Origin of the sequence: Aeromonas sp. A35_P (assembly GCF_002259925.1) — a bacterium.
GTDB classification, from domain to species: Bacteria; Pseudomonadota; Gammaproteobacteria; order Enterobacterales; family Aeromonadaceae; genus Aeromonas; species Aeromonas dhakensis.
The window spans coordinates 35,043-57,394 of sequence record NZ_NEVB01000184.1 but is presented as its reverse complement, the minus strand read 5'-3'; the positions used below and the strand labels follow the sequence as shown (position 1 = coordinate 57,394).

Annotated in this window: 25 protein-coding genes and 4 tRNA genes; 7 read left to right on the top strand and 22 right to left on the bottom strand. The window is 62.2% G+C overall.

Features of this window, described 5'->3' with window-relative positions; all coding sequences use genetic code 11:
* Nucleotides 1-41: 41 nt before the first annotated feature.
* Nucleotides 42-2,480, top strand: a complete 2,439-nt coding sequence (locus CAK78_RS11355; protein ID WP_176452758.1) for a DNA polymerase II — start codon at nt 42-44, stop codon at nt 2,478-2,480.
* 245 nt (nt 2,481-2,725) lie between these two features.
* On the opposite strand, the gene CAK78_RS11345 is transcribed toward CAK78_RS11355, so the two are convergent.
* From CAK78_RS11345 to CAK78_RS11320, 6 genes are all read right to left on the bottom strand, one after another.
* Nucleotides 2,726-2,802: transfer RNA gene (locus CAK78_RS11345), tRNA-Val, on the bottom strand.
* Nucleotides 2,803-2,839: 37 nt separating this feature from the next.
* Nucleotides 2,840-2,916 (bottom strand) — tRNA-Val (locus CAK78_RS11340).
* A 16-nt stretch (nt 2,917-2,932) separates the two neighbouring features.
* A tRNA-Val gene (locus tag CAK78_RS11335) sits at nt 2,933-3,009 on the bottom strand.
* 12 nt (nt 3,010-3,021) lie between these two features.
* A tRNA-Val gene (locus CAK78_RS11330) sits at nt 3,022-3,098 on the bottom strand.
* A 161-nt stretch (nt 3,099-3,259) separates the two neighbouring features.
* The gene (locus CAK78_RS11325; RefSeq protein ID WP_094697330.1) at nt 3,260-4,639 is read right to left on the bottom strand and encodes an MATE family efflux transporter; all 1,380 of its coding nucleotides are present in this window, start codon (nt 4,637-4,639) and stop codon (nt 3,260-3,262) included.
* 146 nt (nt 4,640-4,785) lie between these two features.
* Entirely contained in the window at nt 4,786-4,992 is a 207-nt protein-coding gene (locus CAK78_RS11320) for a YaeP family protein (RefSeq protein WP_005301307.1), read from the bottom strand.
* A 131-nt stretch (nt 4,993-5,123) separates the two neighbouring features.
* On the opposite strand from CAK78_RS11320, the gene CAK78_RS11315 reads away from it, so the two are divergent.
* Nucleotides 5,124-5,735 (top strand): riboflavin synthase, encoded by a 612-nt coding sequence (locus CAK78_RS11315; protein ID WP_005301301.1) that lies wholly within the window; start codon nt 5,124-5,126, stop codon nt 5,733-5,735.
* A gap of 85 nt (nt 5,736-5,820) precedes the next feature.
* Here the strand turns inward: CAK78_RS11315 and CAK78_RS11310 are convergent, their stop codons facing one another.
* The 4 genes from CAK78_RS11310 to CAK78_RS11295 all read right to left on the bottom strand — a co-directional run bounded on the left by CAK78_RS11310 (nt 5,821) and on the right by CAK78_RS11295 (nt 9,361).
* Nucleotides 5,821-6,024: a CPXCG motif-containing cysteine-rich protein gene (locus tag CAK78_RS11310; RefSeq protein ID WP_005301298.1), complete on the bottom strand. Its 204-nt coding sequence runs from the start codon at nt 6,022-6,024 to the stop codon at nt 5,821-5,823.
* A 394-nt stretch (nt 6,025-6,418) separates the two neighbouring features.
* Entirely contained in the window at nt 6,419-7,078 is a 660-nt protein-coding gene (gene hxpB, locus CAK78_RS11305; protein ID WP_094697329.1) for a hexitol phosphatase HxpB, read from the bottom strand.
* A 128-nt stretch (nt 7,079-7,206) separates the two neighbouring features.
* Nucleotides 7,207-8,385, bottom strand: a complete 1,179-nt coding sequence (gene purT / locus CAK78_RS11300; RefSeq protein WP_094697328.1) for a formate-dependent phosphoribosylglycinamide formyltransferase — start codon at nt 8,383-8,385, stop codon at nt 7,207-7,209.
* An 85-nt stretch (nt 8,386-8,470) separates the two neighbouring features.
* The gene (locus CAK78_RS11295; protein ID WP_176452759.1) at nt 8,471-9,361 is read right to left on the bottom strand and encodes a DMT family transporter; all 891 of its coding nucleotides are present in this window, start codon (nt 9,359-9,361) and stop codon (nt 8,471-8,473) included.
* A gap of 225 nt (nt 9,362-9,586) precedes the next feature.
* Between CAK78_RS11295 and CAK78_RS11290 the strand changes: the two genes are divergently transcribed.
* Nucleotides 9,587-10,174, top strand: a complete 588-nt coding sequence (locus tag CAK78_RS11290) for an FMN-dependent NADH-azoreductase (protein WP_094697326.1) — start codon at nt 9,587-9,589, stop codon at nt 10,172-10,174.
* A gap of 94 nt (nt 10,175-10,268) precedes the next feature.
* Here the strand turns inward: CAK78_RS11290 and CAK78_RS11285 are convergent, their stop codons facing one another.
* The 4 genes from CAK78_RS11285 to CAK78_RS11270 all read right to left on the bottom strand — a co-directional run bounded on the left by CAK78_RS11285 (nt 10,269) and on the right by CAK78_RS11270 (nt 12,651).
* The gene (locus tag CAK78_RS11285; RefSeq protein ID WP_176452757.1) at nt 10,269-10,448 is read right to left on the bottom strand and encodes a hypothetical protein; all 180 of its coding nucleotides are present in this window, start codon (nt 10,446-10,448) and stop codon (nt 10,269-10,271) included.
* A gap of 163 nt (nt 10,449-10,611) precedes the next feature.
* A complete protein-coding gene (locus CAK78_RS11280; protein WP_017784784.1) occupies nt 10,612-10,800 on the bottom strand; it encodes a DUF4250 domain-containing protein in 189 nt (62 codons plus the stop codon).
* Nucleotides 10,797-11,267, bottom strand: coding sequence for a MarR family winged helix-turn-helix transcriptional regulator (locus CAK78_RS11275; RefSeq protein ID WP_162519811.1), 471 nt, complete (start codon nt 11,265-11,267; stop codon nt 10,797-10,799). The genes CAK78_RS11280 and CAK78_RS11275 overlap by 4 nt, the downstream gene beginning before the upstream one ends.
* Before the next feature lie 169 nt (nt 11,268-11,436).
* Nucleotides 11,437-12,651 carry a UPF0149 family protein gene (locus CAK78_RS11270; protein WP_094697324.1) on the bottom strand — a complete coding sequence of 405 codons (1,215 nt, stop codon included), beginning with the start codon at nt 12,649-12,651 and terminating at the stop codon, nt 11,437-11,439.
* Nucleotides 12,652-12,863: 212 nt separating this feature from the next.
* On the opposite strand from CAK78_RS11270, the gene CAK78_RS11265 reads away from it, so the two are divergent.
* Entirely contained in the window at nt 12,864-13,739 is an 876-nt protein-coding gene (locus CAK78_RS11265) for a CvfB family protein (RefSeq protein ID WP_019840419.1), read from the top strand.
* Nucleotides 13,740-14,051, top strand: a complete 312-nt coding sequence (locus CAK78_RS11260) for a DUF1289 domain-containing protein (protein ID WP_094697323.1) — start codon at nt 13,740-13,742, stop codon at nt 14,049-14,051. It begins immediately after the preceding gene.
* Nucleotides 14,052-14,094: 43 nt separating this feature from the next.
* Here the strand turns inward: CAK78_RS11260 and CAK78_RS22840 are convergent, their stop codons facing one another.
* From CAK78_RS22840 to minC, 6 genes are all read right to left on the bottom strand, one after another.
* A complete protein-coding gene (locus tag CAK78_RS22840; RefSeq protein WP_005301259.1) occupies nt 14,095-14,418 on the bottom strand; it encodes an HI1450 family dsDNA-mimic protein in 324 nt (107 codons plus the stop codon).
* A 303-nt stretch (nt 14,419-14,721) separates the two neighbouring features.
* Entirely contained in the window at nt 14,722-15,429 is a 708-nt protein-coding gene (mtgA, locus tag CAK78_RS11250; RefSeq protein WP_094697322.1) for a monofunctional biosynthetic peptidoglycan transglycosylase, read from the bottom strand.
* A 53-nt stretch (nt 15,430-15,482) separates the two neighbouring features.
* Nucleotides 15,483-15,809 (bottom strand): HI1450 family dsDNA-mimic protein, encoded by a 327-nt coding sequence (locus CAK78_RS11245; RefSeq protein ID WP_176452756.1) that lies wholly within the window; start codon nt 15,807-15,809, stop codon nt 15,483-15,485.
* Between the two features lie 198 nt (nt 15,810-16,007).
* Nucleotides 16,008-16,274: a cell division topological specificity factor MinE gene (gene minE, locus CAK78_RS11240; protein WP_094697320.1), complete on the bottom strand. Its 267-nt coding sequence runs from the start codon at nt 16,272-16,274 to the stop codon at nt 16,008-16,010.
* Between the two features lie 2 nt (nt 16,275-16,276).
* On the bottom strand, nt 16,277-17,089 hold the full coding sequence (gene minD / locus CAK78_RS11235; protein WP_005301248.1) for a septum site-determining protein MinD: 813 nt from the start codon (nt 17,087-17,089) through the stop codon (nt 16,277-16,279).
* 18 nt (nt 17,090-17,107) lie between these two features.
* Nucleotides 17,108-17,818 carry a septum site-determining protein MinC gene (gene minC, locus CAK78_RS11230; RefSeq protein ID WP_005301245.1) on the bottom strand — a complete coding sequence of 237 codons (711 nt, stop codon included), beginning with the start codon at nt 17,816-17,818 and terminating at the stop codon, nt 17,108-17,110.
* Nucleotides 17,819-17,925: 107 nt separating this feature from the next.
* Here minC and CAK78_RS11225 point away from each other — a divergent pair, with 107 nt between their 5' ends.
* Together CAK78_RS11225 and CAK78_RS11220 are read left to right on the top strand one after the other, a co-directional pair.
* Nucleotides 17,926-18,207, top strand: coding sequence for a YcgL domain-containing protein (locus CAK78_RS11225; protein ID WP_017764394.1), 282 nt, complete (start codon nt 17,926-17,928; stop codon nt 18,205-18,207).
* Nucleotides 18,204-19,163, top strand: coding sequence for a lytic murein transglycosylase (locus tag CAK78_RS11220; RefSeq protein ID WP_094697319.1), 960 nt, complete (start codon nt 18,204-18,206; stop codon nt 19,161-19,163). Before CAK78_RS11225 ends, CAK78_RS11220 begins: the two co-directional genes overlap by 4 nt.
* A gap of 164 nt (nt 19,164-19,327) precedes the next feature.
* On the opposite strand, the gene CAK78_RS11215 is transcribed toward CAK78_RS11220, so the two are convergent.
* Both CAK78_RS11215 and CAK78_RS11205 read right to left on the bottom strand, forming a co-directional pair.
* Nucleotides 19,328-20,698 (bottom strand): L-serine ammonia-lyase, encoded by a 1,371-nt coding sequence (locus CAK78_RS11215; RefSeq protein ID WP_005301233.1) that lies wholly within the window; start codon nt 20,696-20,698, stop codon nt 19,328-19,330.
* Nucleotides 20,699-20,974: 276 nt separating this feature from the next.
* Complete coding sequence (locus CAK78_RS11205; protein ID WP_094697318.1) at nt 20,975-22,324, bottom strand: L-serine ammonia-lyase; 1,350 nt, start codon at nt 22,322-22,324, stop codon at nt 20,975-20,977.
* Between the last annotated feature and the right edge of the window lie 28 nt (nt 22,325-22,352).

Below are 22,352 nucleotides of genomic sequence, written 5' to 3'. Positions count from 1 at the left end.
CTGTATGAACGTACAATAGTCCCACACCTACGTTGATCCCGATGACTAGCATGACCGACCACCCCCCCATCCCTCCCGTTACCCCGCCGCGCGACGGCTTTATCCTGACCCGTCACGGGCGGGATGTGCGCGGCCGCGGCGAGCAGCCGGAGCGCACCGAGATCGTGATGTGGCTCTGGAGCGAACAGGGGCCGGTGCGGGTGGTGGTGCCGGGGCAGGAGCCGGTCTTCTTCCTGCCCCAGAGCCATATGGCGGAGGCGGCGGAGCTGTTCAAGGGGGCCGGGGTGAGCGGGCGGTTTCGCCGCCTGCCCATGCACACCTTCGACGGCCGCGCCGTAGTGGGCTGCTATTTTGCCACCCTGAGCGCCTTTCACCGCGCCATCGAGCTGCTGCTCATCCGCGGGCTGGAGCACTTCGAGGCGGATATCCGGCTGCCTGAGCGCTTTCTGATGGAGCGTTTCATCACCGCCGGCGTGCGCTTCGAGGGGCGGGCGCGCAAGAAGGGGGGCAAGCAGGGTTACTGGGAGGTGAACGAGGCGCGCTGCGCGCCCCAGGCGGTGACGCCAACCCTCTCCTGGGTGTCGCTGGACGTGGAGTGCGCCATGGACGGGGCCCTCTTCTCGGTGGGGCTCTATAGCGAGCAGGATGCGCGGGTCATCATGATCGGCACGCCTGAGGCCGATGTCGACAGCTGGGGTACCCAGGTCGAGTGGGTGGCGGACGAGAGCGCCCTGCTGAGTGCGCTGGAGCGCTGGTTTGTGCGGCACGACCCCGATCTGGTGATCGGCTGGAACGTGGTCAATTTCGACTTTCGCCTGCTGCTGCGCCGCGCCGAGCTCAACAAGCGGCGGCTGCGACTCGGCCGTGGTCACGAGCTCTGCTTCTGGCGCTCATCCCGCAACGACCCCCAGAGCGGCAGCGTCATCATCCCCGGGCGCATGGTGCTGGATGGCATCGACACCCTCAAAAGCGCCACCTGGCAGTTCCCCAGCTACAGCCTGGATGCGGTGGCGAGCGAGCTGCTTGGCCGCGGCAAGGACATCGAGGACGTGGCCAACCGGGGGGAGAAGATCACCGAGCTGTTCCACTCCGACAAGGAGGCGCTGGCCCGCTACAACCTGGAGGATTGCAAGCTGGTGTGGGAGATCTTCGACTACTGCCACCTCATCCCCTTTGCCATCGAGCGTGCCTCCCTCACCGGCCTCGAGCTGGACCGAGTAGGGGGCTCGGTGGCGGCGTTTACCAATCTCTATCTGCCGCGGCTGCACCGGGGCGGCTATGTGGCGCCCAACCTGCCGGCCGATGGGGGGCTCGCGAGCCCAGGCGGCTATGTGATGGACTCCAAACCTGGGCTCTATCGCCACGTGCTGGTGCTCGATTTCAAGAGCCTCTATCCCAGCATCATCCGCACCTTCTGCATCGACCCTATGGGGCTCATCGAGGGGCTGCAGCATCCTGAGCACGCCATCCCGGGTTTTCGCGGCGCCCTGTTCTCCCGCGAGCGCCACTTCCTGCCGGATCTCATCGCCACCCTGTGGGCGGCGCGGGATAGAGCCAAGGCGGCTCGCAACAAGGCGCTCTCCCAGGCCATCAAGATCATCATGAACTCCTTCTACGGCGTGCTGGGCTCGGGGGGCTGCCGCTTCTACGACCCGCGGCTTGCCTCCTCCATCACCTTGCGCGGTCACGGCATCATGCAGCAGACCCGGGAGTGGATCGAAGGGGAGGGTTTCGAGGTGATCTATGGTGACACCGACTCTACCTTCGCCCACCTGGGGCGCGAGACCAGCCCCGTCCAGGCGGACGAGATTGGCCGGCGCTTGGCCTGCATGATCAACGACAACTGGGCGGTGCTGATCAAGCGGGAGTTCGATTTGCCGAGCTATCTGGAGATCCAGTACGAGACCCACTATCGCCGCTTCCTGATGCCCACCATTCGCGGGCTGGAGAAGGGGAGCAAGAAGCGTTATGCGGGCTTGGTGGCAGGCCATCACGCCGGTGAAGAGGAGTCGCTGGTGTTCAAGGGGCTCGAGTCGGTGCGCACCGACTGGACGCCCCTTGCCAAGGCGTTCCAGACCCGCCTCTACGAGATGGTGTTTCACGACCAGGATCCCAGCGGCTATGTGCGCACCATGGTGGACGAGACCCGCGCTGGCCTTCACGACGAGCTGCTGGTCTATCGCAAGCGGCTGCGCCAGAAACTCGAGGAGTACCAGAAGAACGTGCCGCCCCACGTGCGGGCGGCGCGCCTGGCGGACGAGGAGAACCTGCGCCGCGGTCTGCCCCAACGCTACCAGCACAGGGGCTCCATCGCCTACCTGGTGACCCTGAACGGCCCCGAACCGCTCGAATACCGGCGCAGCGCCATCGACTACGAGCACTACATCGACAAGCAGCTCAAACCCATTGCCGATGCCATCCTCCCCTTTATCGGCGAGTCGTTCGAGCGGATCTGCGGCCAGCAGCTCGATCTCTTCTGACTGGGCAACGCTGTGGCCATGGCCTGACAATGGCCGCAGCGGGTCAAGAGGAGGCAGATGAGAGGGGAGAGAAGGGATAGTCAGAGAAGAGAAATGCAAAAAGCCCGCTCGAGGAGCGGGCTTTTCAAATCTGGTGCGTCCTAGTGGATTCGAACCACCGACCCCCACCATGTCAAGGTGATGCTCTAACCAGCTGAGCTAAGGACGAAGGGTGCGCAAGGCGACTTTGTGTGATTGCAGGGGAGTGGTGGGTTTAATTGGATTCGAACCAACGACCCCTACCATGTCAAGGTAGTGCTCTAACCAACTGAGCTATAAACCCACATCAAATTCATATCTGCAATTTATTCAAACTGTTATGGTGCGTCCTAGTGGATTCGAACCACCGACCCCCACCATGTCAAGGTGATGCTCTAACCAGCTGAGCTAAGGACGCATAACAGTGTTCCGTATGGTGCGTCCTAGTGGATTCGAACCACCGACCCCCACCATGTCAAGGTGGTGCTCTAACCAGCTGAGCTAAGGACGCATCACATAAAAGTGGTGGGTTTAATTGGATTCGAACCAACGACCCCTACCATGTCAAGGTAGTGCTCTAACCAACTGAGCTATAAACCCACTTCATAAACCGGACTGAAAACCCGTTTTATCCCGCCAGCACTGCTGGCGTGGTCGGCATACTACCCATGCCCCCCTAGGCTGTCAACAGGCCGCACGCACAAAGGCGACTGTTTGCCCAGTTCTTGCGCAGCCTGTTGATTTTGCAGGCGAGTTTCCCCTTATTGCGCCTTGGAGAGGGCGCTGCACGCCTCCGGGCTGGCAAAGCGGCCATAGATGTAGCGCAGCCGGGTACCCAACATCAGGGCTGCGCTGGTGAGGCCGACGATGAAGCCGACCCAGAAGCCCTGGGGTCCCATCTGCGGCACCACCCAGTCGGTCAGGCCCAGGATCATGCCGGTGGGCAGCCCCAGTCCCCAGTAGGCGACGATGGTGACGTAGAAGATCGCCTTGGTGTCCTTGTAACCGCGCAGGGCCGCGGCTGCCACCACCTGTACCGAGTCGGAGATCTGGTAGATGGCGGCGAAGAAGAGCAGGGTGGCCGCGAGGCTGATCACCTGCAGATCTTCGGTGTAGATGGTGGCGATCTGCTCGCGCAGCAGCACGGTGAGGGCGGCGGTGGCGGCGGCCACCGTCATGCCCAGCATCAGGCCGGTGCGGGCCGCGACCCTGGCGTGATCAGGCAGCCCTTCGCCGATGCTGTGGCCGACCCGGATGGTGACGCCCACCCCGATGGAGAGCGGCAGCATGAACACCAGGCTGGAGAAGTTGAGCGCTATCTGGTGGCTCGCCACCGTCTCCGCACCGAACGGGGCCAGCATCAGGGCCACCACGGTAAACAGGGTCACTTCGCAGAAGATGGCCATGGCGATGGGGAATCCAAGCCGGAACAGGCGCCAGATCCGGCTGCCGTTGGGGCGCGCGAGCTGGGCGAACAGGTTGATCTCCTTGAAGTGGCGAGAGAGCTTCACATAGACGATCATCGCCAGCAGCATGGCCCACAGCACGATGGCGGTGGCCACGCCACAGCCGACCCCGCCCAGTTTCGGCATGCCGAACAGGCCGTGGATGAAGATGGTGTTGGCCGGGATGTTGACCGCCAGCCCCACGAAGCCGATCACCATGGTCGGCATGGTGTGGGAGAGCCCCTCGCTGAAGTTGCGCAGCACCTGGAACAGCACGAAGGCGGGCAGGCCCCACAGGATGGCGTGCAGGTAGCCGGTGGTCTTGGCGGCCATCACGGGATCCACGTCCATGAACTGCAGCGCCAGCGGGCTGAAATAGAGCGCCACCATGGCGATGGGGGTGACCATCAGCGCCAGCCAGAAGCCCTGATGCACCGCCGGTCGCACCTCGTCCCGTTTGCGGGCGCCGTTGAGCTGGGAGACGATGGGGGTGAGCGCCATGATGATGCCCTGCACCAGCAGGATCACCGGCAGCCAGAAGCTGGAGGCCACCGACACGGCGGCCAGATCGACGGCGCTGACCTGTCCCGCCATCACGGTATCGACAAAGTTCATGGCGATCTGGGCCACCTGGGCGACCAGAATGGGGCTGGCTAGACGAACGAGTTGCCTCGCCTCGGACCAATAACGTTGCACTGACACCTCCGAGTGGATCAGATAAAGCGTAAAAAGAGCGGGTAGCGGGAAGAGCCTTTGCACTCCGGAAGGGGGAGTGCAAAGTGCGGGGGGGTCATTCTAGCCTGAAATTCATCCGGGACGAAACGATTGGTGCAAGCCCGGGATCAGGCGTCTTCGTGATCGCTGATCAGCAGGTTGGCGGCGGCGTAGGCGGCCTGTTCGCGCAGATCCGCCGGCACCCGCTCGTCCGATGCCACGGCGTTGAGCGCCCTGATGGTGGCGGCGATGGCCTGCGGCACATAGCCCTGCTCGCCGGAGCCAATCTGGTTGTAGGCGATGCGAATGGCCTCACAGCATTGATATACCTGCATTTTTGTTTCCTTGTCAGCACGGGGTTGAATGCCGTCACTATAGCGATCGGCCGCCTGCTTGTCAGCGGTTGCGCTTGTCTGGGGTGCGCGGCGAGGTTACCCTGCCTTTTTTTCGTAGCAGGAGACGAGACATGTTCACCGGCATAGTGCAGGGGACCGCCGAACTGGTGGCCATCGAGGAGTTGCCCAACTTTCGAACCCACGTGATCCGCATGCCGAGCCCGGCCTGGGGCGAGGGGCTGGCGCTGGGCGCCTCCGTGGCCCACAACGGCTGCTGCCTGACCGTCACCCGGGTCGAAGGAGACCTGGTCAGCTTCGATCTGATGCAGGAGACCCTGCGTCTCACCAACCTCGGCCAGCTGCAGCTGGGGGACAAGGTCAACGTGGAGCGGGCGGCCCGCTTTGGCGACGAGATTGGCGGCCACGCCATGTCCGGCCATATCATGGGCACGGCGCAGGTGATCTCGGTCATCGACACCCCCAACAACCGGCAGGTGTGGTATCGCCTGGCGCCAACGCTGATGAAATACGTGCTGACCAAGGGCTACATCGGCATCGACGGCATCAGCCTTACCGTGGGCGAGGTACGCGGCTGCGAATTTTGCGTCAACCTGATCCCCGAGACCCTGGCCCGCACCAACCTCGGCTGGGTCAAGGCAGGCTGGCAGACCAACATCGAGATTGACCCCCAGACCCAGGCCATCGTCGATACGGTAGAGCGGGTGCTGGCGGCCCGCCAATAAGGCGCAGGGGCGGCCGCTTAGGCGAAAAGGAAAGCGGGGCCCAATGGGCCCCGCTTTGTTTTGCGCTATCCCCTGTCAGGGGGACTCAGAACATCTGTTCATCGTCAGCATCCACGAAGAGTTGCAGGCAGTCGCGCGCCTCATCCCGGTGCAGTCGCAGGTGGATGGGGTTGCAGCAGGCCATGCAATCCTCATAGAACTCCTGATCCCCCTGGCTGGCATCCAGCTCGACCCGGGTATGATGGCCACAGTGGGGGCAGACGATGCGCTTGCTGGTGTACTCGATCATTATGACCTCCTCGGGCCCGTGGGCCGCCTCTCTCCCCAGATTCTAGCTGGATCGCACCTGCCTGACCGCGAGCAAGCGCACGATTATGACCGGGATCAAGGGAGGCAGGAGGTCAGTCCGCCAGAGCGTGGTTTATTTGACCCAGTTGGCCAGCATCTCGCTATTAAGCTCGGCCAGCGAGCACAGCTGATGGTTGGCGATGGCCAAGCGTGGGTCACCCACCAGCGCCGGGTACATGGGAACTATCAGCGCCTGCTGGTCGTTTACTTGACCCAGCTGGCCAGCATCTGGGCATCCAGCTCGGCCAGCGAGCACAGCTGATGGTTGGCAATGGCCAGACGTGGGTCACTCACCAATGCCGGGTACATGGGAACGATCAGCGCCTGTTTGTCGTTTACTTGACCCAGCTGGCCAGCATCTGGGCATCCAGCTCGGCCAGCGAGTACAGCTGATGGTTGGCAATGGCCAGACGCGGGTCACCCACCAGCGCTGGATCCGGCACAATCAGCGCGGTCATGGAGGCCGCCTTGGCCGCCAGCAGACCGGTAAAGCTGTCCTCGATGGCGAGACAATGCACCGGCTCGACCCCCAGCTTCTCGGCGGCGTGGATATAGACATCCGGGTGCGGCTTGCCAAAGCGCTCCACCTCGGCAGAGTGCACCGCCAGGAAGCGATCGCGAATGCCGAGCTTGCCGAGCACGGCCTCCACCATGGCAAAGGGGGAGGAGGTGGCCAGACCGATTTTAAGGCCTTGCGCCTCGATGAGGTCGAGCGCCTCCAGCACGCCAGCCTTGGGCTGACCTTCGGAGAGGATCAGGGCGTTGACCCGATCCAGGATGCGCTGCACCACCTCTTCCTGGCTGGGGCCGCTCCAGGGGCGCAACCGATACCAGTGGGCGACCAGCTGATCGATGCGCACGCCTATGGTCGATTCGCAATCTTCCACCGTGTGGGGGTGGCCCAGCTCGGAGAAGACAGCCATCTGGGCCCGTTGCCAAAAGGGTTCCGAGTCGATCAGAACACCATCCATATCGAAGATCACGGCAGTTAACATCTTGTACTCCTGACATAGGTGAAGGGGGGATTATAAGCGAGGCACCTCAATGCAAAAGGGGCATTGCCATGCCCCTTGCGCCGGATCACGCAGGCAAACGTTTGTTTGTGCGAGACAAAAAACAGTGGTCAGAAGAGCACGTCCACCCTAGCGGCCACGGCTTTGGCCTGCTCGACGGCGGTGGGGCAATCTTCACCCCGGACCAGCGCCACGCCGAGTCGGCGGCGACCGGCGATCTCCGGCTTGCCAAACAGCCGCAACTGGGCACCCGGCACCAGGGCCAGCGCCTCGCCAATCCCCTGATAGCGGATGTCCTGGCTGTGACCTTCGCGCAGCACCACGGCGGAGGCGCTCGGCCCGTACTGGGTGATGGTGCCGATGGGCAGCCCCAGAATGGCGCGCACGTGCAGGGCGAACTCGGAGAGATCCTGAGAGATGAGGGTCACCATGCCGGTGTCGTGCGGGCGCGGCGAGACCTCGCTGAACCACACCTCGTCACCCTTGATGAAGAGCTCGACCCCGAACAGGCCGTAACCACCGAGGGCTTCTACCACTTTGGCAGCTACCTCTTTGGAGCGAGCCAGCGCCAGTTCACTCATGGCTTGCGGCTGCCAGGATTCGCGGTAGTCGCCATCTTCCTGGCGATGGCCGATGGGCTGACAGAAGTGGATGCCGTCGACGGCGCGCACCGTGAGCAGGGTGATCTCGTACTCGAAGGGGACGAACCCTTCGACGATCACCTTGCCGCGGCCGGCGCGGCCCCCCTCCTGGGCATGGGTCCAGCTCTCGTCGAACTTGGCGAGATCGCGCAGCACGCTCTGGCCCTTGCCGGACGAGCTCATCACCGGCTTCACCACGCAGGGCAGGCCGATGGTGTCAACGGCGGCGACAAACTCCTCCTTGCTCTGGGCAAAGCGGTAGGGGGAGGTGGGCAAGCCCAGCGTCTCGGCGGCGAGGCGGCGGATCCCCTCCCGGTTCATGGTGAGCTGGGTGGCACGGGCGTTGGGCACCACCTTGACGCCTTCCTGCTCCAGGGCGGCCAAGGTATCGGTGGCGATGGCTTCCAGCTCGGGAATGATCAGATCCGGTTTGACCTCGTTGACCAGGGCGCGCAGGGCGGCGCCGTCCAGCATGTCCAGCACATGGGCTTTGTGGGCCACCTGCATGGCGGGGGCATCGGCATAGCGGTCGGCGGCGATCACCTCGATGCCGAAGCGTTGCAGCTCGATGGCGACCTCCTTGCCAAGTTCGCCGGAGCCCAGCAGCAGGGCGCGGGTGGTACCGGGGCGGGTAGCGGTTCCAAACATGTGATTTCTCCTGATGTCGTGAGTGGTGATTGAGGGCCGCTATTGCACGAATAGCGGACAAAAAAAGAGGCACGCATGGCGTACCTCAGGAAACGGATTTGTGGGCGCGCTGCTCCAGATGGGTGAGCAGGGTGATGGCGCCGATGATGATGGCGGCTCCCAGCCACAATCGGCCGGGCGGCGCCCAGCCAAACACCAGCCAGCCGGCCAGCACGTTCATGGGCAACTTGGCAAAATCAAAGGGTTGCACGAAGGATGCCTCGGCCACGCTGTAGGCGCGGGCGATGGACATCTGGGCCAGTGCCGACAGCACGCCGGAGGCGGCCACCAGCAGCCACTGGGTTTCGCTCGGCCACTGCCACTCCGGCAGGGCCAGCATGGCGTTGAACGGGGTGCTGAAGATGAGCAGGTAGACGACGATGGTGTGGGACGACTCGCTGGCCGCCTGATAGCGCACCAGCAAGGAGTAGCCGGCCCAGAACAGAGCGGCCGCCACCGGCAGCAGGGAAGCCCAGCTGAAATCGTCGGTCCAGGGGGCCAGGATCAGCATGGCGCCGACAAAGCCGGCCAGGGTCGCCAGAATGCGGGCCCGGCTCACCTGTTCCTTGAGAAAGAGGGCCGACCCCAGGGTGGCAAACAGCGGAGAAGTCATCAGCAGCGCTATCCCCTGCCAGATGGGGACGGGCACTGCCAGCGCCCACAACCAGAACTGGATGCCGACCACCGCGAGGGCAACCCGCAGCAGGTGCAGCCGCAGCTGGTTGGTCATCAGCGACTGGCGCAGGCCGTGGCGAACCTGCCAGGGCAGCAGACAGACCAGGGCAATCAGATATTGATGGAAGGCGACCTGGGTCGAGGGGAGGCCGAGCTTGAAGCTGACATACTGGCTCAGGCTGTTGACGGCGGCGAAGCAGAGGCCCGCTACCATCATCCAGACTGCACCGGCAAAGGGGGAGTGCCTGCGCGAGGGTGTCATGGGATCCGGGTCGCTGAAAAAAGTGCGGCGGATCATAACGGCAATCGTTTGTTCTGCCAAGCCTTGGCGGGGCGGGAGAGAGGCGGCTGGCGAGAGAATGCACTATCATCAAAATTTTTGAATAAGTTGAGCATCTATTTTCGCTATCTGTATGGAAGCCCAATGTTTAGAGTGACCTCCATCGACAGCACCGCTGTTCAACCGACAACCTAATGGAGTTTCACCATGGCCAATATCCTCGTACTCAAGTCCAGCATCCTGGGCCAATATTCCCAATCCAACGCCCTGATCGACGGTTTCCTGGCCGACCATCAGTCCGACACCGTCACCGTGCGTGATCTGGCGGCCCTGAACCTGCCGGTACTGGATGGCGAGCTGGCGTCTGGCCTGCGCGGTGGTGAAAACCTCAACGAGCGTCAACTGACCGTGCTGGCCCAGTCCGACGAGCTTATCGCAGAGCTCAAGGCGAGCGATCTGGTGGTGATTGCCGCCCCCATGTACAACTTCAACATCCCGACCCAGCTGAAAAACTGGATCGATCTGGTGGCCCGTGCCGGCGTGACCTTCCGTTACACCGAAACCGGTCCGGTCGGCCTGGTGGAAAACACCCGCGCCCTGGTGATCAGCCCCCGCGGCGGCATGCACGTCGGCAGCGCCACCGATCTGGTGACCCCCTACATGCGCACCGTGCTGGGCTTCATCGGCATCAAGGAGGTGGACTTCATCTACGCCGAAGGCATGGGCATGGGTCCGGATGCCCAGGCCAAGGGCATCGAGCAGGCCAAGGGCCAGCTGGAGACCCTGGCGCTCTGATCAAGAGAGCAACCTGCCACGCCAGAAAACAACAACGCAGCCCTAGGGCTGCGTTGTTTTTTTGGTGCCTGACCCGATGAAGCGGCCCGTCTGGTCAATCCCGCAGAAAACGGCGACAGCCGCTGCCGACCATCAGGCAGACCGCCACCAGGGAGCCCAGCAGCAGGGTGGTGAGCCACTGCTCGGCGCTGTCGGGCAGGCGAGGTGAGAGAAGGCTGATCATCAGCAAGGCACAGAGGGTGATCAGGCTGGCGGGACGGGTCAGGAACATCATGGGTCATCCTTGGCTACGGCTGGTAAGTAAAAGGCTAACCGCGGTCTGTGACAGCAAGATGTATCCATACTTCTTGCCGAAGGTCAGTTGACCGGGGTAGCCATCACCATAGCAGCTTTTGCTGCCGGAGCCAGCGGCATGGGCCGGGTTGTGATCCGGATCCCTATCTGAACTGCTTCTGATCGTCCTGATAGTGGAAATCGCCGCTGGCGAGCCGGGCGACCAGCGCAGCCTTGTCGAGATCCTGCGCCTTGCAGAGATCATCGAGATCATCGTAGCGATCACGCAGCTGCATGTTGACCAGGCTCAGCAGCATGTTGACGTCCATGGTGGCAAAGTTGTTCAGGTTCATGAGGGACGCTCGTTATCCAGCAGGTGAAGTTGTTCGATGGCGTCGCTGACGCTTTGCAGGTGCAGACGGATGGATTGGCGCGCCTCGGCCGGCAGGTAGTCGGTGAGGGTGTGCTGCCAGCTGCCCGCTTCACTCTTGAGCTGCTGGAACAGGGTGAGCCCCGCCTGGGTGAAGGAGACCAGGCTGACTCGCTTGTCATGCTCGCTGCTCTCGGTGAACAGGATCCCTTTTTCCACCAGCCGGTGAATCTCGCGGGAGATCCGCACCTTGTCCATCCCGCTCGCCTCTACCAGCTCTTTCTGGCTGATGGGGTAGTTGGGGCCGAGCACCATCATCAGGCGCCATTGAGGCACCGTCAGCTGATAGCGCTGCTGGTAAAACTGTTCGAAGGTATCGCGCACCATCTCGGCGGCGTGTACCAGCTGATAGGGGGGATAGTGGGCAAGCAGCTCTATGATCTTTGACATATGACATCCTGCTGTGACGGCTGCATCGGGTGCAGTTTCTCTTGATACTTTGACCTTGATGATACGTAACACAGGGCCGTTTGTCTGAACAAGTACCAGAGAAATGTGCGGTTGCGCACGTCATCCGCCGCAACCGGGTCTATTCGAAGCTGGTTTTACTGTCGTTGGCTCAGCCTTTGCGCAGCCAGAGCAGGGCGTTGTGTTTGAGCCAAGCCTCGCGGCTTTGCAGGGTGTAGAGCGCCGCTTCGTCACGGCTGCCAGCCTGCCAGCTGTGGGGCTCCTGTTTGGGCAGCTTGCGCTGGCCCAGCAGACAGGCCGGCACATGGGCGTTGGCCTTGATGGCGGCGGCCAGCAGTGGCTGCGCGGCCTCGGCGCCTGCGCAGACGAACGTCATCAGCGCCTTGTTGTAGAGCAGCCAGCTGGAGGCCTCATCAAAGCGCATCAGCAGAGCCTGCAGGGCCGACCAGTCCCCTTGCAGGGCATAGAGGCTGGAGAGGGGATAACGGCAACCCAGTTCATCGGCCACGCACAGCTCGAGCAGGGCCAGATATTCGCTGCGCGCCTGTTCCAGCTGGCCGAGGCGCAGCAGGCAGTCGGCCCGCCCGGCCCGGGCGGCCAGCAGCGGGCGCGCTTCGTGGGCACTCCAGCCATGGCCGGCAATCTGCTGCCAGAAGGCGGCGTCAAACAGCGGTTCGGCGTCGGCGATCACCTTGTCAAACCAGCCGAGGCGGCTGTGCGGATCGCGGCTGGCATCGGCCAGTTCGAACCACTGCTGCCACTGCTCGACCTGCTGGCTGTCCAGGGTCTGCTCCGTGCTCGGCACGGCCTGATACTCATCTAATTGCAGCAGCTGGTTGAGAGCGGTCTTCATGTTCTGGCGCTGACGCTTGCAGAACTCCATGAAGGGGAGGTCACTGCCGGCGGCCGCGTGCAGCATCTGCGCCATGGGCTTGTCACGAAACAGGCTCAGTTCGGCGGCCAGGCTGAAACGGTACTGGGTGGTCGGGTCGTTCAGATCCCTGGGCTTGGGCCAGGTGGCAAAGCCCTGGCTGAAGCCGTAACACCACTGACCGAGGGGGTGGCTCTGCTCGAACACCTGCTCCGGGCTCTCGGTGGAGAGGCGGCACTGGCTCGGCAGGGCGAGCTGGGCCTCATCGGCCTGGGTTTCCAGCTCGGCGATCAGGTGGCGCAGCGCCTCGGCGCTTTTTTCATCCAGCTCGGCGTCATGGGGCAACAGACCGGCCAGCGGGGCCTGCCAGTCAGGGGCATCCGGCCCGACCAGGCGGGCACACAAAAAGCCGTGCAGCGCCGGGTAGGTCATGTCCTGCCCACTGTGGGTCTGGATCCATTGATTGAGATGACGGGTACGAGTGGATGGATTCATCGACAGTTCCTCTGGATTTTGACAGCGGCGAAGTCTACCCAAAAGTGGGGTTATTTGCAGCAAAAGGGCGGCTGACTGGCGATTATATGGACACGACCCGGCCAAAAGGCCCTGAAAATCACCCGCGAACAGGGCAAGGGACTAGGCCCTGTTACCGCTCTTGGGGTAACATGCGCGCCCATACAGGCAATGAAAAATTGGCCATCCGGACAATGAAAGAAGAGAACACCATGCTACAGATTGGCAAGATGAACACCCTTACCGTAGTCGAGCTCGAAGATCGGGGCGCCTGGCTGGCGGCTGGCGAAGAGTACGGCGAGCTGCTGCTGCCCAAGCGTCAACTGCCGGAAGGGGTGGCGGAAGGGGACGGCGTCAAGGTCTTCCTCTATCTGGATGCCGACTGCGAGCCGGTGATCACCACCGACAAGCCGTTTGCCATGGTGGACGACATCGTCGGCCTCAAGGTGGTCAATGCCAACAAGATTGGCGCCTTCCTCGACTGGGGCATGAAGAAGGATCTGTTCGTACCAAGCCGCGAGCAGAACAAGCCGATGCAGGTGGGCCATGTCTATCTGGTGCGGCTGATGCTCGATCACGAGGGGCGCATGGTGGGCACCAGCCGCCTCGAGCGGTTCCTGCGCACCGACAAGCCTCCATTCAAGGCCGGTGACGAAGTGACAGCCCTGCCTGGCGAGCGCACGCCGCTCGGCATCAAGGCCATCGTCAATGGCGAGTACTCCGGCATGCTGTTCAAGAACGAGGTGTTCGGCCGGGTGACCACGGGCCGTCCGCTGACCGCCTGGGTCAAGCAGGTGCGTGATGACGGCAAGCTGGATCTGACCCTGCAAAAGCCGGGCGTGGCGCGGCTGGACGATGCCGGCGAGCAGATCCTGGCCCGCCTCAAGAAGCAGGGCGGTAGCCTGGCGGTAGGTGACAAGAGCGAACCCGAGCTCATCTACAAGCTGCTCGGCATGAGCAAGGGCACCTTCAAGAAGGCCATCGGCGGCCTCTACAAGCAGGGCAAGCTGGTCATCGATGACTACAGCATCACATTGACGGGCGACGATCAGCGCGAAGGCGGCGAATAAGTGCCGAGCCCCTGCGTCGGTGCGTGCCGGGCGAAAGACGGTCTCTGCCTTGGCTGTGGTCGCACCCTGACCGAGATTGGTCACTGGTCCGCCATGGAGAGCGAGGCCCAGCTGGCGGTGATGGCGCAGCTGGATGGTTCCACCAGCACCCACCGCTGTCCCGGCTGCGGTGAACCGGCCTTTTGCGCCGTGTCGGCCGGCGCGACCATCGCAGAGTGCTGGTGCAGCCAGCTGCCGGCCCTGCCCATGGGGGAGGCCGATGCCTGCTGGTGCCGGCGCTGTCTGGCGAAGGCCATCGCGGCCCGGCCCTGAGCAATGATCACCGCAAAAGAAAAAGGCGCCGAGGGCGCCTTTTTTATGCCTGTTGCTGACGGTGCCAGCGCACGTGGACATCGTGCTCATTGCTATGACGGGGCAGCAGGAAGGTGGCAAAGATCACCTCGAACTCCTCCTGATGGTCCAGCAGACCCACCCACACTTCGACCCAGCGCTCCATGTCCACCGGCACACCGAGTTCGGTTGACCAGTCGGCATTGGGCAGGGTCGCCTCGACGGCGCCACGCTGTTCGAACTCCAGGGTGATGTCGACGATTTGTTCGGGGGCCAGCATGTCTGCGGCCTGCTCAAGAAACTGATCATAGGCCCATTCGACCAGCTGATCCGGGGTACGCTGTTCCATGAAATCACTCCAGATACATCGAGGTTCGCTACTGTAACAATTATTGGCGGTGGCGGCCAGACCAGTGGGAAGGGTGCGCCAGCGCCGGGCAAGGCTGACCGGAGTTGGGTATGGTTGAAGAGGGGCAGGGCAAGGGAGAACGGGCATGAAACGGCGGACGAGACGGCAGCAGATCAAGCGGCGGCGGGAGACCTGGTGGTGGCACTACCTGCCGCTGCATCGGGGCACGGTGGGCGGGCACCTGGGACCCTCCACCGACGAGGCCGGGCTCGCACCGTGAACAAACCCGACACCCATCAGGCATCAGTCTGCCTGATGCACCTTGTTGAGGGTCACCTGCCCCAGCTGGCCCATCTGGCGACGGATCCAGGCCGAGCGCTGCTGGACGTAGGGCGAGGGGGGCTTGACCCGGTAGCGCCAGGGGTTGGGCAGGGCTGCCGCCAGCAGTGACGCCTCGTAGCGGGTGAGACGCATCGCCGGCTTGCCAAAGTAGTGTCTGGCCGCGGCCTCGGCGCCGTAGATGCCGGGCCCGAACTCCACGATATTCAGGTACACCTCGAGGATGCGGGATTTGTCCCAGCCCAGCTCCATCAGCAGGGTGAACCAGGCTTCGATCCCTTTGCGCAGGAAGCTGCGATCGCTCCACATGAAGAGGTTCTTGGCGGTCTGCTGGCTGAGGGTACTGGCGCCACGCACCCGCTCACTGTGCTGATTGTGCTTGAGTGCCGAGCTGATGGCGTCCATGTCGAAGCCGTTGTGCTCGGCAAAGCGCTGATCTTCGGCGGCGATCACCGCCAGCTGCAGTTCGCGGGAGATCTGCTCGAGCGGCACCCAGTCGTGCTTCACCTCGGCCACCTTGGCAGGGGGAAACAGCGCCCGCTCGATGCGCCAGGTCCACATGGGCGGATCGATGAAACGCAGCAGCGCCACCGAGACGATGGTGCTGAGCAGCGCCGCCAGCAGCAGCTTGCCGAGCCAGTTCAGCAGGCGCCGTGCCGGATTGGGCCGCACGGGCTCTGGCTCCGACTCCCAGACGTAGTGACTCGGATCATCGGGATCCGGAATTATTGGGGCAGCCATTCGATGTGGCAGAACTTCTCGTCAACACGGCGGGAGAGCAGCATGCGGGCGAACAGGTGCTCGTACTCTTCCTGCTCGTTGCCAAGGCCGATCCAGATCTCGGCGTACTCGGCGTCGCTGACCTCGAAGCCAACGTCCGCTTCCCAGTCATCGGCCGGATCGGTTTCCGCCAGCAGGCCGCGGTCGTTGAACTCCTGATTGAAGCGGGCGATCTCCTGCTCCGGCAGGTTGTCGGAGGCCAGCTCCATGAAGAGTTCGAGGGCGGTGTCGAGCAGTTCCTCGATGCTGTGCATTTCGTCATTCAAAGACATAAGCGGTCTGTTCCAGCTGATAAATAAAGAAAAACACCGACGGCCCGGCCGCACGGTGGCGCGCCGTATTCTAGCCGTCCCCCACCGGCTTGGCGAGTGCAGCAGCGCCCTTGACCCGGTTGCGGCAATAAAAAACCGGATCCTGGCAGCAGGATCCGGTCTTCATTGGGGGAAAGGGTCACGCATAGGGCGTCAGGCTCATCCCTTCTTGTCGTCGGCGAAGGTGATGTTGAGCTCCAGTACGGAGAGCTCATCACTCTTCTTGTCCAGCTGGACCGAGATCTTGTCAGGGTCTATCTGCACATATTTACGGATGACATCGAGGATATCCTGCTTGAGCTGGGGCAGGTAATCCGGCCCCCCTCTGGATGAACGCTCGTGAGCCACGATGATCTGCAACCGCTCTTTGGCCAGTTGTGCGGTGCACTGTTTCTTGTTGGAACGAAAATAATCCAATAATGACATGCTTAACTCCCGAACAGTCGGCTAAAGAAGCCCTTCTTCTCTTCTTCCAGAAAACGAAAATCCTTGGTGTCACCCAACAGGCGGGCAACGGCATCCTCATAGGCCTGACCGGCATCGGACTCCTTGTCCAGGATGACGGGCTCGCCGGAGTTGGAGGCGCGCAGCACCGCCTGGGACTCCGGGATAACGCCAAGCAGTTTGATGGCCAGGATCTCCTGTACGTCCTGCACGCTCAGCATGTCGCCGCGGTTGACGCGGGTCGGGCAGTAGCGGGTCAGCAGCAGGTGCTCCTTGATGGGGTCTTCGCCACGCTCGGCACGGCGGGACTTGGAGGCCAGGATGCCGAGGATGCGATCCGAGTCACGCACGGAGGAGACCTCCGGGTTGGTGGTGACGATGGCTTCATCGGCGAAGTAGAGCGCCATCAGGGCGCCGGCCTCGATCCCCGCCGGGGAGTCGCAGACGATGTAGTCGAACTGCATCTCGCTCAGCTGATCCAGGATCTTCTCGACCCCTTCGCGGGTGAGGGCATCCTTGTCCCGGGTCTGGGAGGCGGGCAGGATGAACAGGTTCTCGCAGCGCTTGTCCTTGATGAGGGCCTGGTTGAGGTTGGCCTCGCCATTGATGACGTTGACGAAGTCATACACCACGCGCCGCTCGCAGCCCATGATGAGGTCCAGGTTTCGCAGGCCAATGTCAAAATCGATGACCACTGTCTTGTGGCCACGTTGGGCTAAACCGGTACTCAGGGCCGCGCTGGTTGTGGTCTTGCCAACGCCACCTTTACCCGATGTAACGACTATGATTCGCGCCATTCTCGCTTCCTTGTAACTCTATTTGATACGGTCTATACGGAGTTGTTCGTTATCCAGCCGGACATGAACCGGCTGCTGGATGAGGCCGGCCGGCAATGCATCGCTGAGCTGGAAGGTGCCAGCGATGGAGAGCAGCTCGGCCTGCAGTTGCTGGCAATAAATCCGTGCCTGGGGGTTGCCCTTGGCGCCGGCAATGGCCCTGCCGCGCAGAGTGCCATAAATATGAATACTGTCGTCGGCGATGACTTCGGCGCCCGGGCTGACCGAGCCCAGCACCACCAGCGAGGTGCCGGCGGCATAGAGCTGCTGGCCGGAGCGAACCGGGCCCACATGCACCTTGCTCGCTATCACCGGTGCTGGCACGGGTTTCGCTTCTACGATGGGGGCCGGTGCCGGTTCTGGCTGGGGTTCGGCCTTGCGGCTCTTGCCGGAGGCCATCACCGCCAGCCCTGCCGCCTTGGCGGCCGTCTTCATCGCCTCGTTTTGGGCCCCCGTGATCCCGACCAGCACGAAGTCTTCCGATTCCACCAGCTCCTTGAGCTGTTCGAAGTCGGGGATCTCGGTGAGCCGTTCCACATTGATGACGAGGGGGGCACAATTAAAGAACTGGGGCGCCTGGGCCACTTTGGCCGCCAGCAACTGGCGGATCCGCTCAGGCTTGCCATCGCTGATATGCAACACAGAAATAGTGAAGGTGGTCCCTTTCAATTCGTTATCGCGCTCAACCATGAATCTTCCCCGAGACAGAGACGGTAATCCGTTATTGTTATTCAATTCCTGATGTTATAGTTTGCCATCCTCAGAGGCAATAAACCGGTTGGATTATATCAATTTCCATGTTGTGTGCAGTCTATAAAAGTCGCAAAAAAGCCGAGACCTATCTTTTTGTTGAAAGAAGAGAGGACTTTTCCCGCGTACCCGAGGTGCTGATGAGTACATTCGGCCGTCCCGAACTGGTATTGATGACCAAACTGGACCCAGCCAAGCCCTTGGGGATCGCCTCCACCAGCCGGGTGATGGAGGCGCTGCAGAGTCAGGGCTTCTATCTGCAGATGCCCCCGCCGCCGGAAAACCTGCTGGAGCAGCACAAGGCTCAATTGAAGGCCGAACGGAAATGAAGAGGCGGCTGGCACTGCTGCTGATGGGGGGATTGTCGAGCCACCCGCTGCAGGCCAGCCCCGATTTTGACCATTATGTGACGGGCCTCAAACAGGAGGCCCTGGCCGCCGGGATCCAGCCCGCGACCATTGCTGCCGCCTTCGCCGATATTCATCTGATCGAGGTCGCCATTCGGCACGATAAAAATCAGCCGGAATTTAAACAGACCTTCGCCACTTATATTTCCAACGCGGTGCCGCAGTGGAAAGTCAATCAAGCCAAACGCCTATATCGTCAGTATTTGCCGCTGCTCACAAAAATAGGGGCGGAATATGATGTGCAACCCCGCTTTATTGTCGCCCTGTGGGGCATTGAAACCAATTTCGGCAAATTGACCGGCAAATATCCGCTGGTGTCGTCACTGGCGACCCTGGCCTGGGAGGGGCGCCGTGAGGCCTTCTTCAAGGGGCAGTTGCTCGATGCCCTGCGCATGCTGGAAGAGGAGCCGATCACCCCGGCCGCGCTCAAGGGCTCCTGGGCCGGCGCCATGGGACAGGTGCAGTTCATGCCCTCTTCCTACCGCAAATACGCGGTCGACCAGGACGGTGACGGCAAGCAGGATCTGTGGGGGACGCCGGCGGATGTGTTTGGTTCGGCAGCCAATTATCTGCGCCAGAACGGCTGGCACGGGGATGAGACCTGGGGTCGCCGGGTGAGGGTGCCCGCCGGTCTGGATCCTGCGCTGGTCGGGCTGGAGGAGACCCGAACACTGTCGGCCTGGCAGGCCCTCGGGGTACGCAAGGCAGATGGCGGCGCCTTGCCCGCGGTGAAGATGCAGGCCTCGCTGGTGCAGCCAGACGGGGCAGGGGGCGCTGCCTATCTCGCCTATCCCAATTATCGGGTGCTGCGTGACTGGAATCGCTCCCACTATTTCGTGGTGGCGGTGGGGACCCTGGCCGATCGTCTGGTGGAATAAGGCCGAGCTACTCTGGCCATCAATCTCGGCCGGGCAGCAGGATGGCCCCGGAAATTAGCGAGCCAGCCCCAGTGAAATGGCGCCATGAAGAAGGTGATGAGCGGGAAATAATGGGCAAATGCAAAAGGCGGGAATTCCCGCCTTTTGCATTTGCCGTTATCTGCTTAGTCGCAGGCAACCTGCATCACCTTGATGGCCAGGCCACCGCGGGAGGTTTCACGGTACTTGGAGTCCATGTCCTTGCCGGTGATGTACATGGTCTCGATCACCTTGTCCAGGGAGACGCGTGGCTTGGAGGTGCGACGCAGCGCCATGCGGGAGGCGTTGACCGCCTTCATGGCGGCGATGGCGTTGCGCTCGATGCAGGGCACCTGCACCTGGCCGGCGACCGGGTCACAGGTCAGACCCAGGTTGTGCTCCATGCCGATCTCGGCGGCCTCACAGACGTGCTCGGGGCTGCCGCCCATCAGCTCGGTCAGGCCGGCGGCGGCCATGGAGCAGGAGACGCCCACCTCACCTTGGCAGCCCACTTCGGCGCCGGAGATGGAGGCGTTCATCTTGTAGAGCATGCCGACGGCAGCCGCAGCCAGATAGAAGCGGGTGTAGTCGTCACGGCCAACCGGCTGGATGAACTTGTCGTAGTAGGCCAGCACGGCCGGGATGATGCCGGCGGCGCCGTTGGTCGGCGCGGTCACCACACGGCCACCGGCCGCGTTCTCTTCACTGACCGCCAGGGCAAACATGTTGACCCAGTCGACGATGTTCATCGGATCGTTGGAGAGGTTCTCGTTGGTGGTCAGTTGGCGATAGAGCGGCGCGGCGCGGCGCGGTACGCGCAGCGGGCCGGAGAGGACGCCCTCGGTGCGGCAGCCGCGCTCGATCCCTTCACGCATGGTGGTCCAGATCTTGCCGAGCTTCTTGTAGATCTCTTCCGGGGTGTTGAAGCACTTCTCGTTCTCCATCATCAAGGCGGAGATGGAGAGGCCGGTCTGGCTGCAGTGGGCGATGAGCTCGGCCGCGCTCTTGAACGGGTAGCTGACGGACATGTCGCCGCTGTCGCCCTTGCCGAAGTTCTCTTCGTCAACGATGAAACCACCACCGATGGAGTAGTAGGTCTTGCTGTAGACGGCTTCATCTTCGATGAAGGCGGTCAGCTTCATGCCGTTTTCGTGCAGCGGCAGGGCTTCGTCATGGAACACCATGGCGTCGCGCGGGAAGCTGACGGTGTGGCAGTGCAGGCCTATGGGCAGACGACCGGTCTGTTCGACGCGGGAGATGAACTCGGGGATGCCGTCGATATCGACATTTTCCGGCAGGTTGCCCGCCAGACCCATGATGATAGCGGTATCGGTGTGGTGACCTTTACCGGTCCAGGAGAGTGAGCCGTAGACATCGACCTGGATCCGGGTGATGTCACGGATCTTGCCGCCTGCACGCAGTTCATCCACGAACTGTTTGGCTGCCTTCATCGGGCCGACAGTGTGGGAAGAGGAGGGGCCAACACCGATTTTGAAGATATCAAAAACGCTGATCATGTAACAATTACCTCAGGATAGAAGGGGGCGCCATGCCCACTCGCAGAAACGGGGTGATTCATGGGACGAGGGCGTCGTCGCCGAGGTCAATGAACCAGATAACCACAGTGTAACGGCTCAAAGCCCAAAAAAAGTTGAAATAGATCTATTTTTGTTGAATCAGAGCGGCGAGTATAAAATTTATTTTGATGCTTATCCATTTTGTTAAGCGTTTGCCCATAAAAATACCCGACAATGCCGGGTATTTAGGAACCAAATGGAGCAAATTACCGATTTTTAACACTCGGTAATGTTAACCGCCAGGCCACCGCGGGCGGTTTCCTTGTATTTGGTCTTCATGTCGTTGCCGGTTTCCCACATGGTTTTGATCACCTTGTCCAGCGACACCTTGTGTTCACCGGTGCCGCGCAGGGCGAGGCGGGCGGCGTTGATCGCCTTGACCGCCCCCATGGCATTGCGCTCTATACAGGGCACCTGCACCTGGCCGCCCACCGGATCGCAGGTGAGCCCCAGGTTGTGCTCCATGCCTATTTCGGCGGCGTTTTCGACAATTGCCGGGCTGCCTCCCAGGATCTCGGTCAGCGCCCCCGCCGCCATGGAGCAGGCCACCCCTACCTCGCCCTGGCAGCCCACTTCCGCACCCGAGAGGGAGGCGTTCTTCTTGTAGAGGATGCCGATGGCGGCGGCGGTGAGGAAGTAGCTCAGCAGCAGCTCGTCATCCACCTTGCGCACGAAGCGATCGTAATAGTGCAGCACGGCGGGAATGATGCCGGCGGCACCGTTGGTGGGGGCGGTCACCACCCGGCCGCCGGCGGCGTTCTCCTCGTTGACGGCCAGCGCGAACAGATCCACCCACTCCATCACCATCAGCGGATCCTTGTTGAAATTGGTCTCGCAGCTGAGCTGGCGATAGAGGGCCGGCGCCCGCCGTTTCACCTTGAGCCCGCCAGGCAGCACCCCCTCGCTGCGACAGCCACGCTCGACGCAGCCCTGCATCGCCTGCCAGATCTTGCGCAGGCCCGCCTTGATCTCGGCCTCCGTGCGAAACACCTTCTCGTTGGCCAACATCAGGCCGGAGATGGAGAGGCCGCTCTCCTGGCAGTGAGCCAGCAGCTGGGCGCCGCTCTCGAACGGGTAGGGAACGGGGTGGGCCGCATCGAAGCGGGCGGCCTCCTCCTTGGCGTTGGCGAAGTGACTCTCCTCGATGATGAAGCCGCCGCCGATGGAGTAGTAGGTCTGCTCGAACAGCAGCTGTTCACCGGCGAAGGCGCGCAGGGTCATGCCGTTGGAGTGGGCGGGCAGGGTCTTGCGCCGGTTGAAGATGATGGCGCCGCTGCGGGCGAACTGGCTGCGCTCCACCTCGGCCAGGAAGGCGGGAATGGCCTCGATGTCCACCGACTCGGGTTCAAAACCGGCCAGCCCCAGGATGATGGCCTTGCCGGTGCCATGGCCCTTGCCGGTCTGGCCGAGGGAGCCGTAACACTCCACTTCTACCCGTTCGGTCCGGGGCAGCAGCCCCTGTTGCTTGAGTGCGATGACAAAGGCGTAAGAGGCGCGCATCGGCCCCACGGTATGAGAAGAAGAGGGACCGATCCCGATGGAAAACAGGTCGAAGACACTGATCATGACACCACTCCGATTATGGGTTTCGTCT

Bases quoted from the DNA above. Each gene is read 5' to 3' on its own strand.
- CAK78_RS11270 (WP_094697324.1), bottom strand. From the start codon at position 12,651: ATGAATCCATCCACTCGTACCCGTCATCTCAATCAATGGATCCAGACC.
- CAK78_RS11215 (WP_005301233.1), bottom strand. From the start codon at position 20,698: ATGATCAGCGTTTTTGATATCTTCAAAATCGGTGTTGGCCCCTCCTCT.
- minE (WP_094697320.1), bottom strand. From the start codon at position 16,274: ATGTCATTATTGGATTATTTTCGTTCCAACAAGAAACAGTGCACCGCA.
- CAK78_RS11245 (WP_176452756.1), bottom strand. From the start codon at position 15,809: ATGTCTTTGAATGACGAAATGCACAGCATCGAGGAACTGCTCGACACC.
- minD (WP_005301248.1), bottom strand. From the start codon at position 17,089: ATGGCGCGAATCATAGTCGTTACATCGGGTAAAGGTGGCGTTGGCAAG.
- purT (WP_094697328.1), bottom strand. From the start codon at position 8,385: ATGTTTGGAACCGCTACCCGCCCCGGTACCACCCGCGCCCTGCTGCTG.
- CAK78_RS11285 (WP_176452757.1), bottom strand. From the start codon at position 10,448: ATGATGTTCCTGACCCGTCCCGCCAGCCTGATCACCCTCTGTGCCTTG.
- CAK78_RS11205 (WP_094697318.1), bottom strand. From the start codon at position 22,324: ATGATCAGTGTCTTCGACCTGTTTTCCATCGGGATCGGTCCCTCTTCT.
- CAK78_RS11225 (WP_017764394.1), top strand. From the start codon at position 17,926: ATGTTGTGTGCAGTCTATAAAAGTCGCAAAAAAGCCGAGACCTATCTT.
- CAK78_RS11315 (WP_005301301.1), top strand. From the start codon at position 5,124: ATGTTCACCGGCATAGTGCAGGGGACCGCCGAACTGGTGGCCATCGAG.
- CAK78_RS11310 (WP_005301298.1), bottom strand. From the start codon at position 6,024: ATGATCGAGTACACCAGCAAGCGCATCGTCTGCCCCCACTGTGGCCAT.
- hxpB (WP_094697329.1), bottom strand. From the start codon at position 7,078: ATGTTAACTGCCGTGATCTTCGATATGGATGGTGTTCTGATCGACTCG.
- CAK78_RS11265 (WP_019840419.1), top strand. From the start codon at position 12,864: ATGAAAGAAGAGAACACCATGCTACAGATTGGCAAGATGAACACCCTT.
- CAK78_RS11220 (WP_094697319.1), top strand. From the start codon at position 18,204: ATGAAGAGGCGGCTGGCACTGCTGCTGATGGGGGGATTGTCGAGCCAC.
- CAK78_RS11295 (WP_176452759.1), bottom strand. From the start codon at position 9,361: ATGACACCCTCGCGCAGGCACTCCCCCTTTGCCGGTGCAGTCTGGATG.
- minC (WP_005301245.1), bottom strand. From the start codon at position 17,818: ATGGTTGAGCGCGATAACGAATTGAAAGGGACCACCTTCACTATTTCT.
- CAK78_RS11275 (WP_162519811.1), bottom strand. From the start codon at position 11,267: ATGTCAAAGATCATAGAGCTGCTTGCCCACTATCCCCCCTATCAGCTG.
- CAK78_RS22840 (WP_005301259.1), bottom strand. From the start codon at position 14,418: ATGGAACAGCGTACCCCGGATCAGCTGGTCGAATGGGCCTATGATCAG.
- CAK78_RS11355 (WP_176452758.1), top strand. From the start codon at position 42: ATGACTAGCATGACCGACCACCCCCCCATCCCTCCCGTTACCCCGCCG.
- CAK78_RS11290 (WP_094697326.1), top strand. From the start codon at position 9,587: ATGGCCAATATCCTCGTACTCAAGTCCAGCATCCTGGGCCAATATTCC.
- CAK78_RS11320 (WP_005301307.1), bottom strand. From the start codon at position 4,992: ATGCAGGTATATCAATGCTGTGAGGCCATTCGCATCGCCTACAACCAG.
- CAK78_RS11280 (WP_017784784.1), bottom strand. From the start codon at position 10,800: ATGAACCTGAACAACTTTGCCACCATGGACGTCAACATGCTGCTGAGC.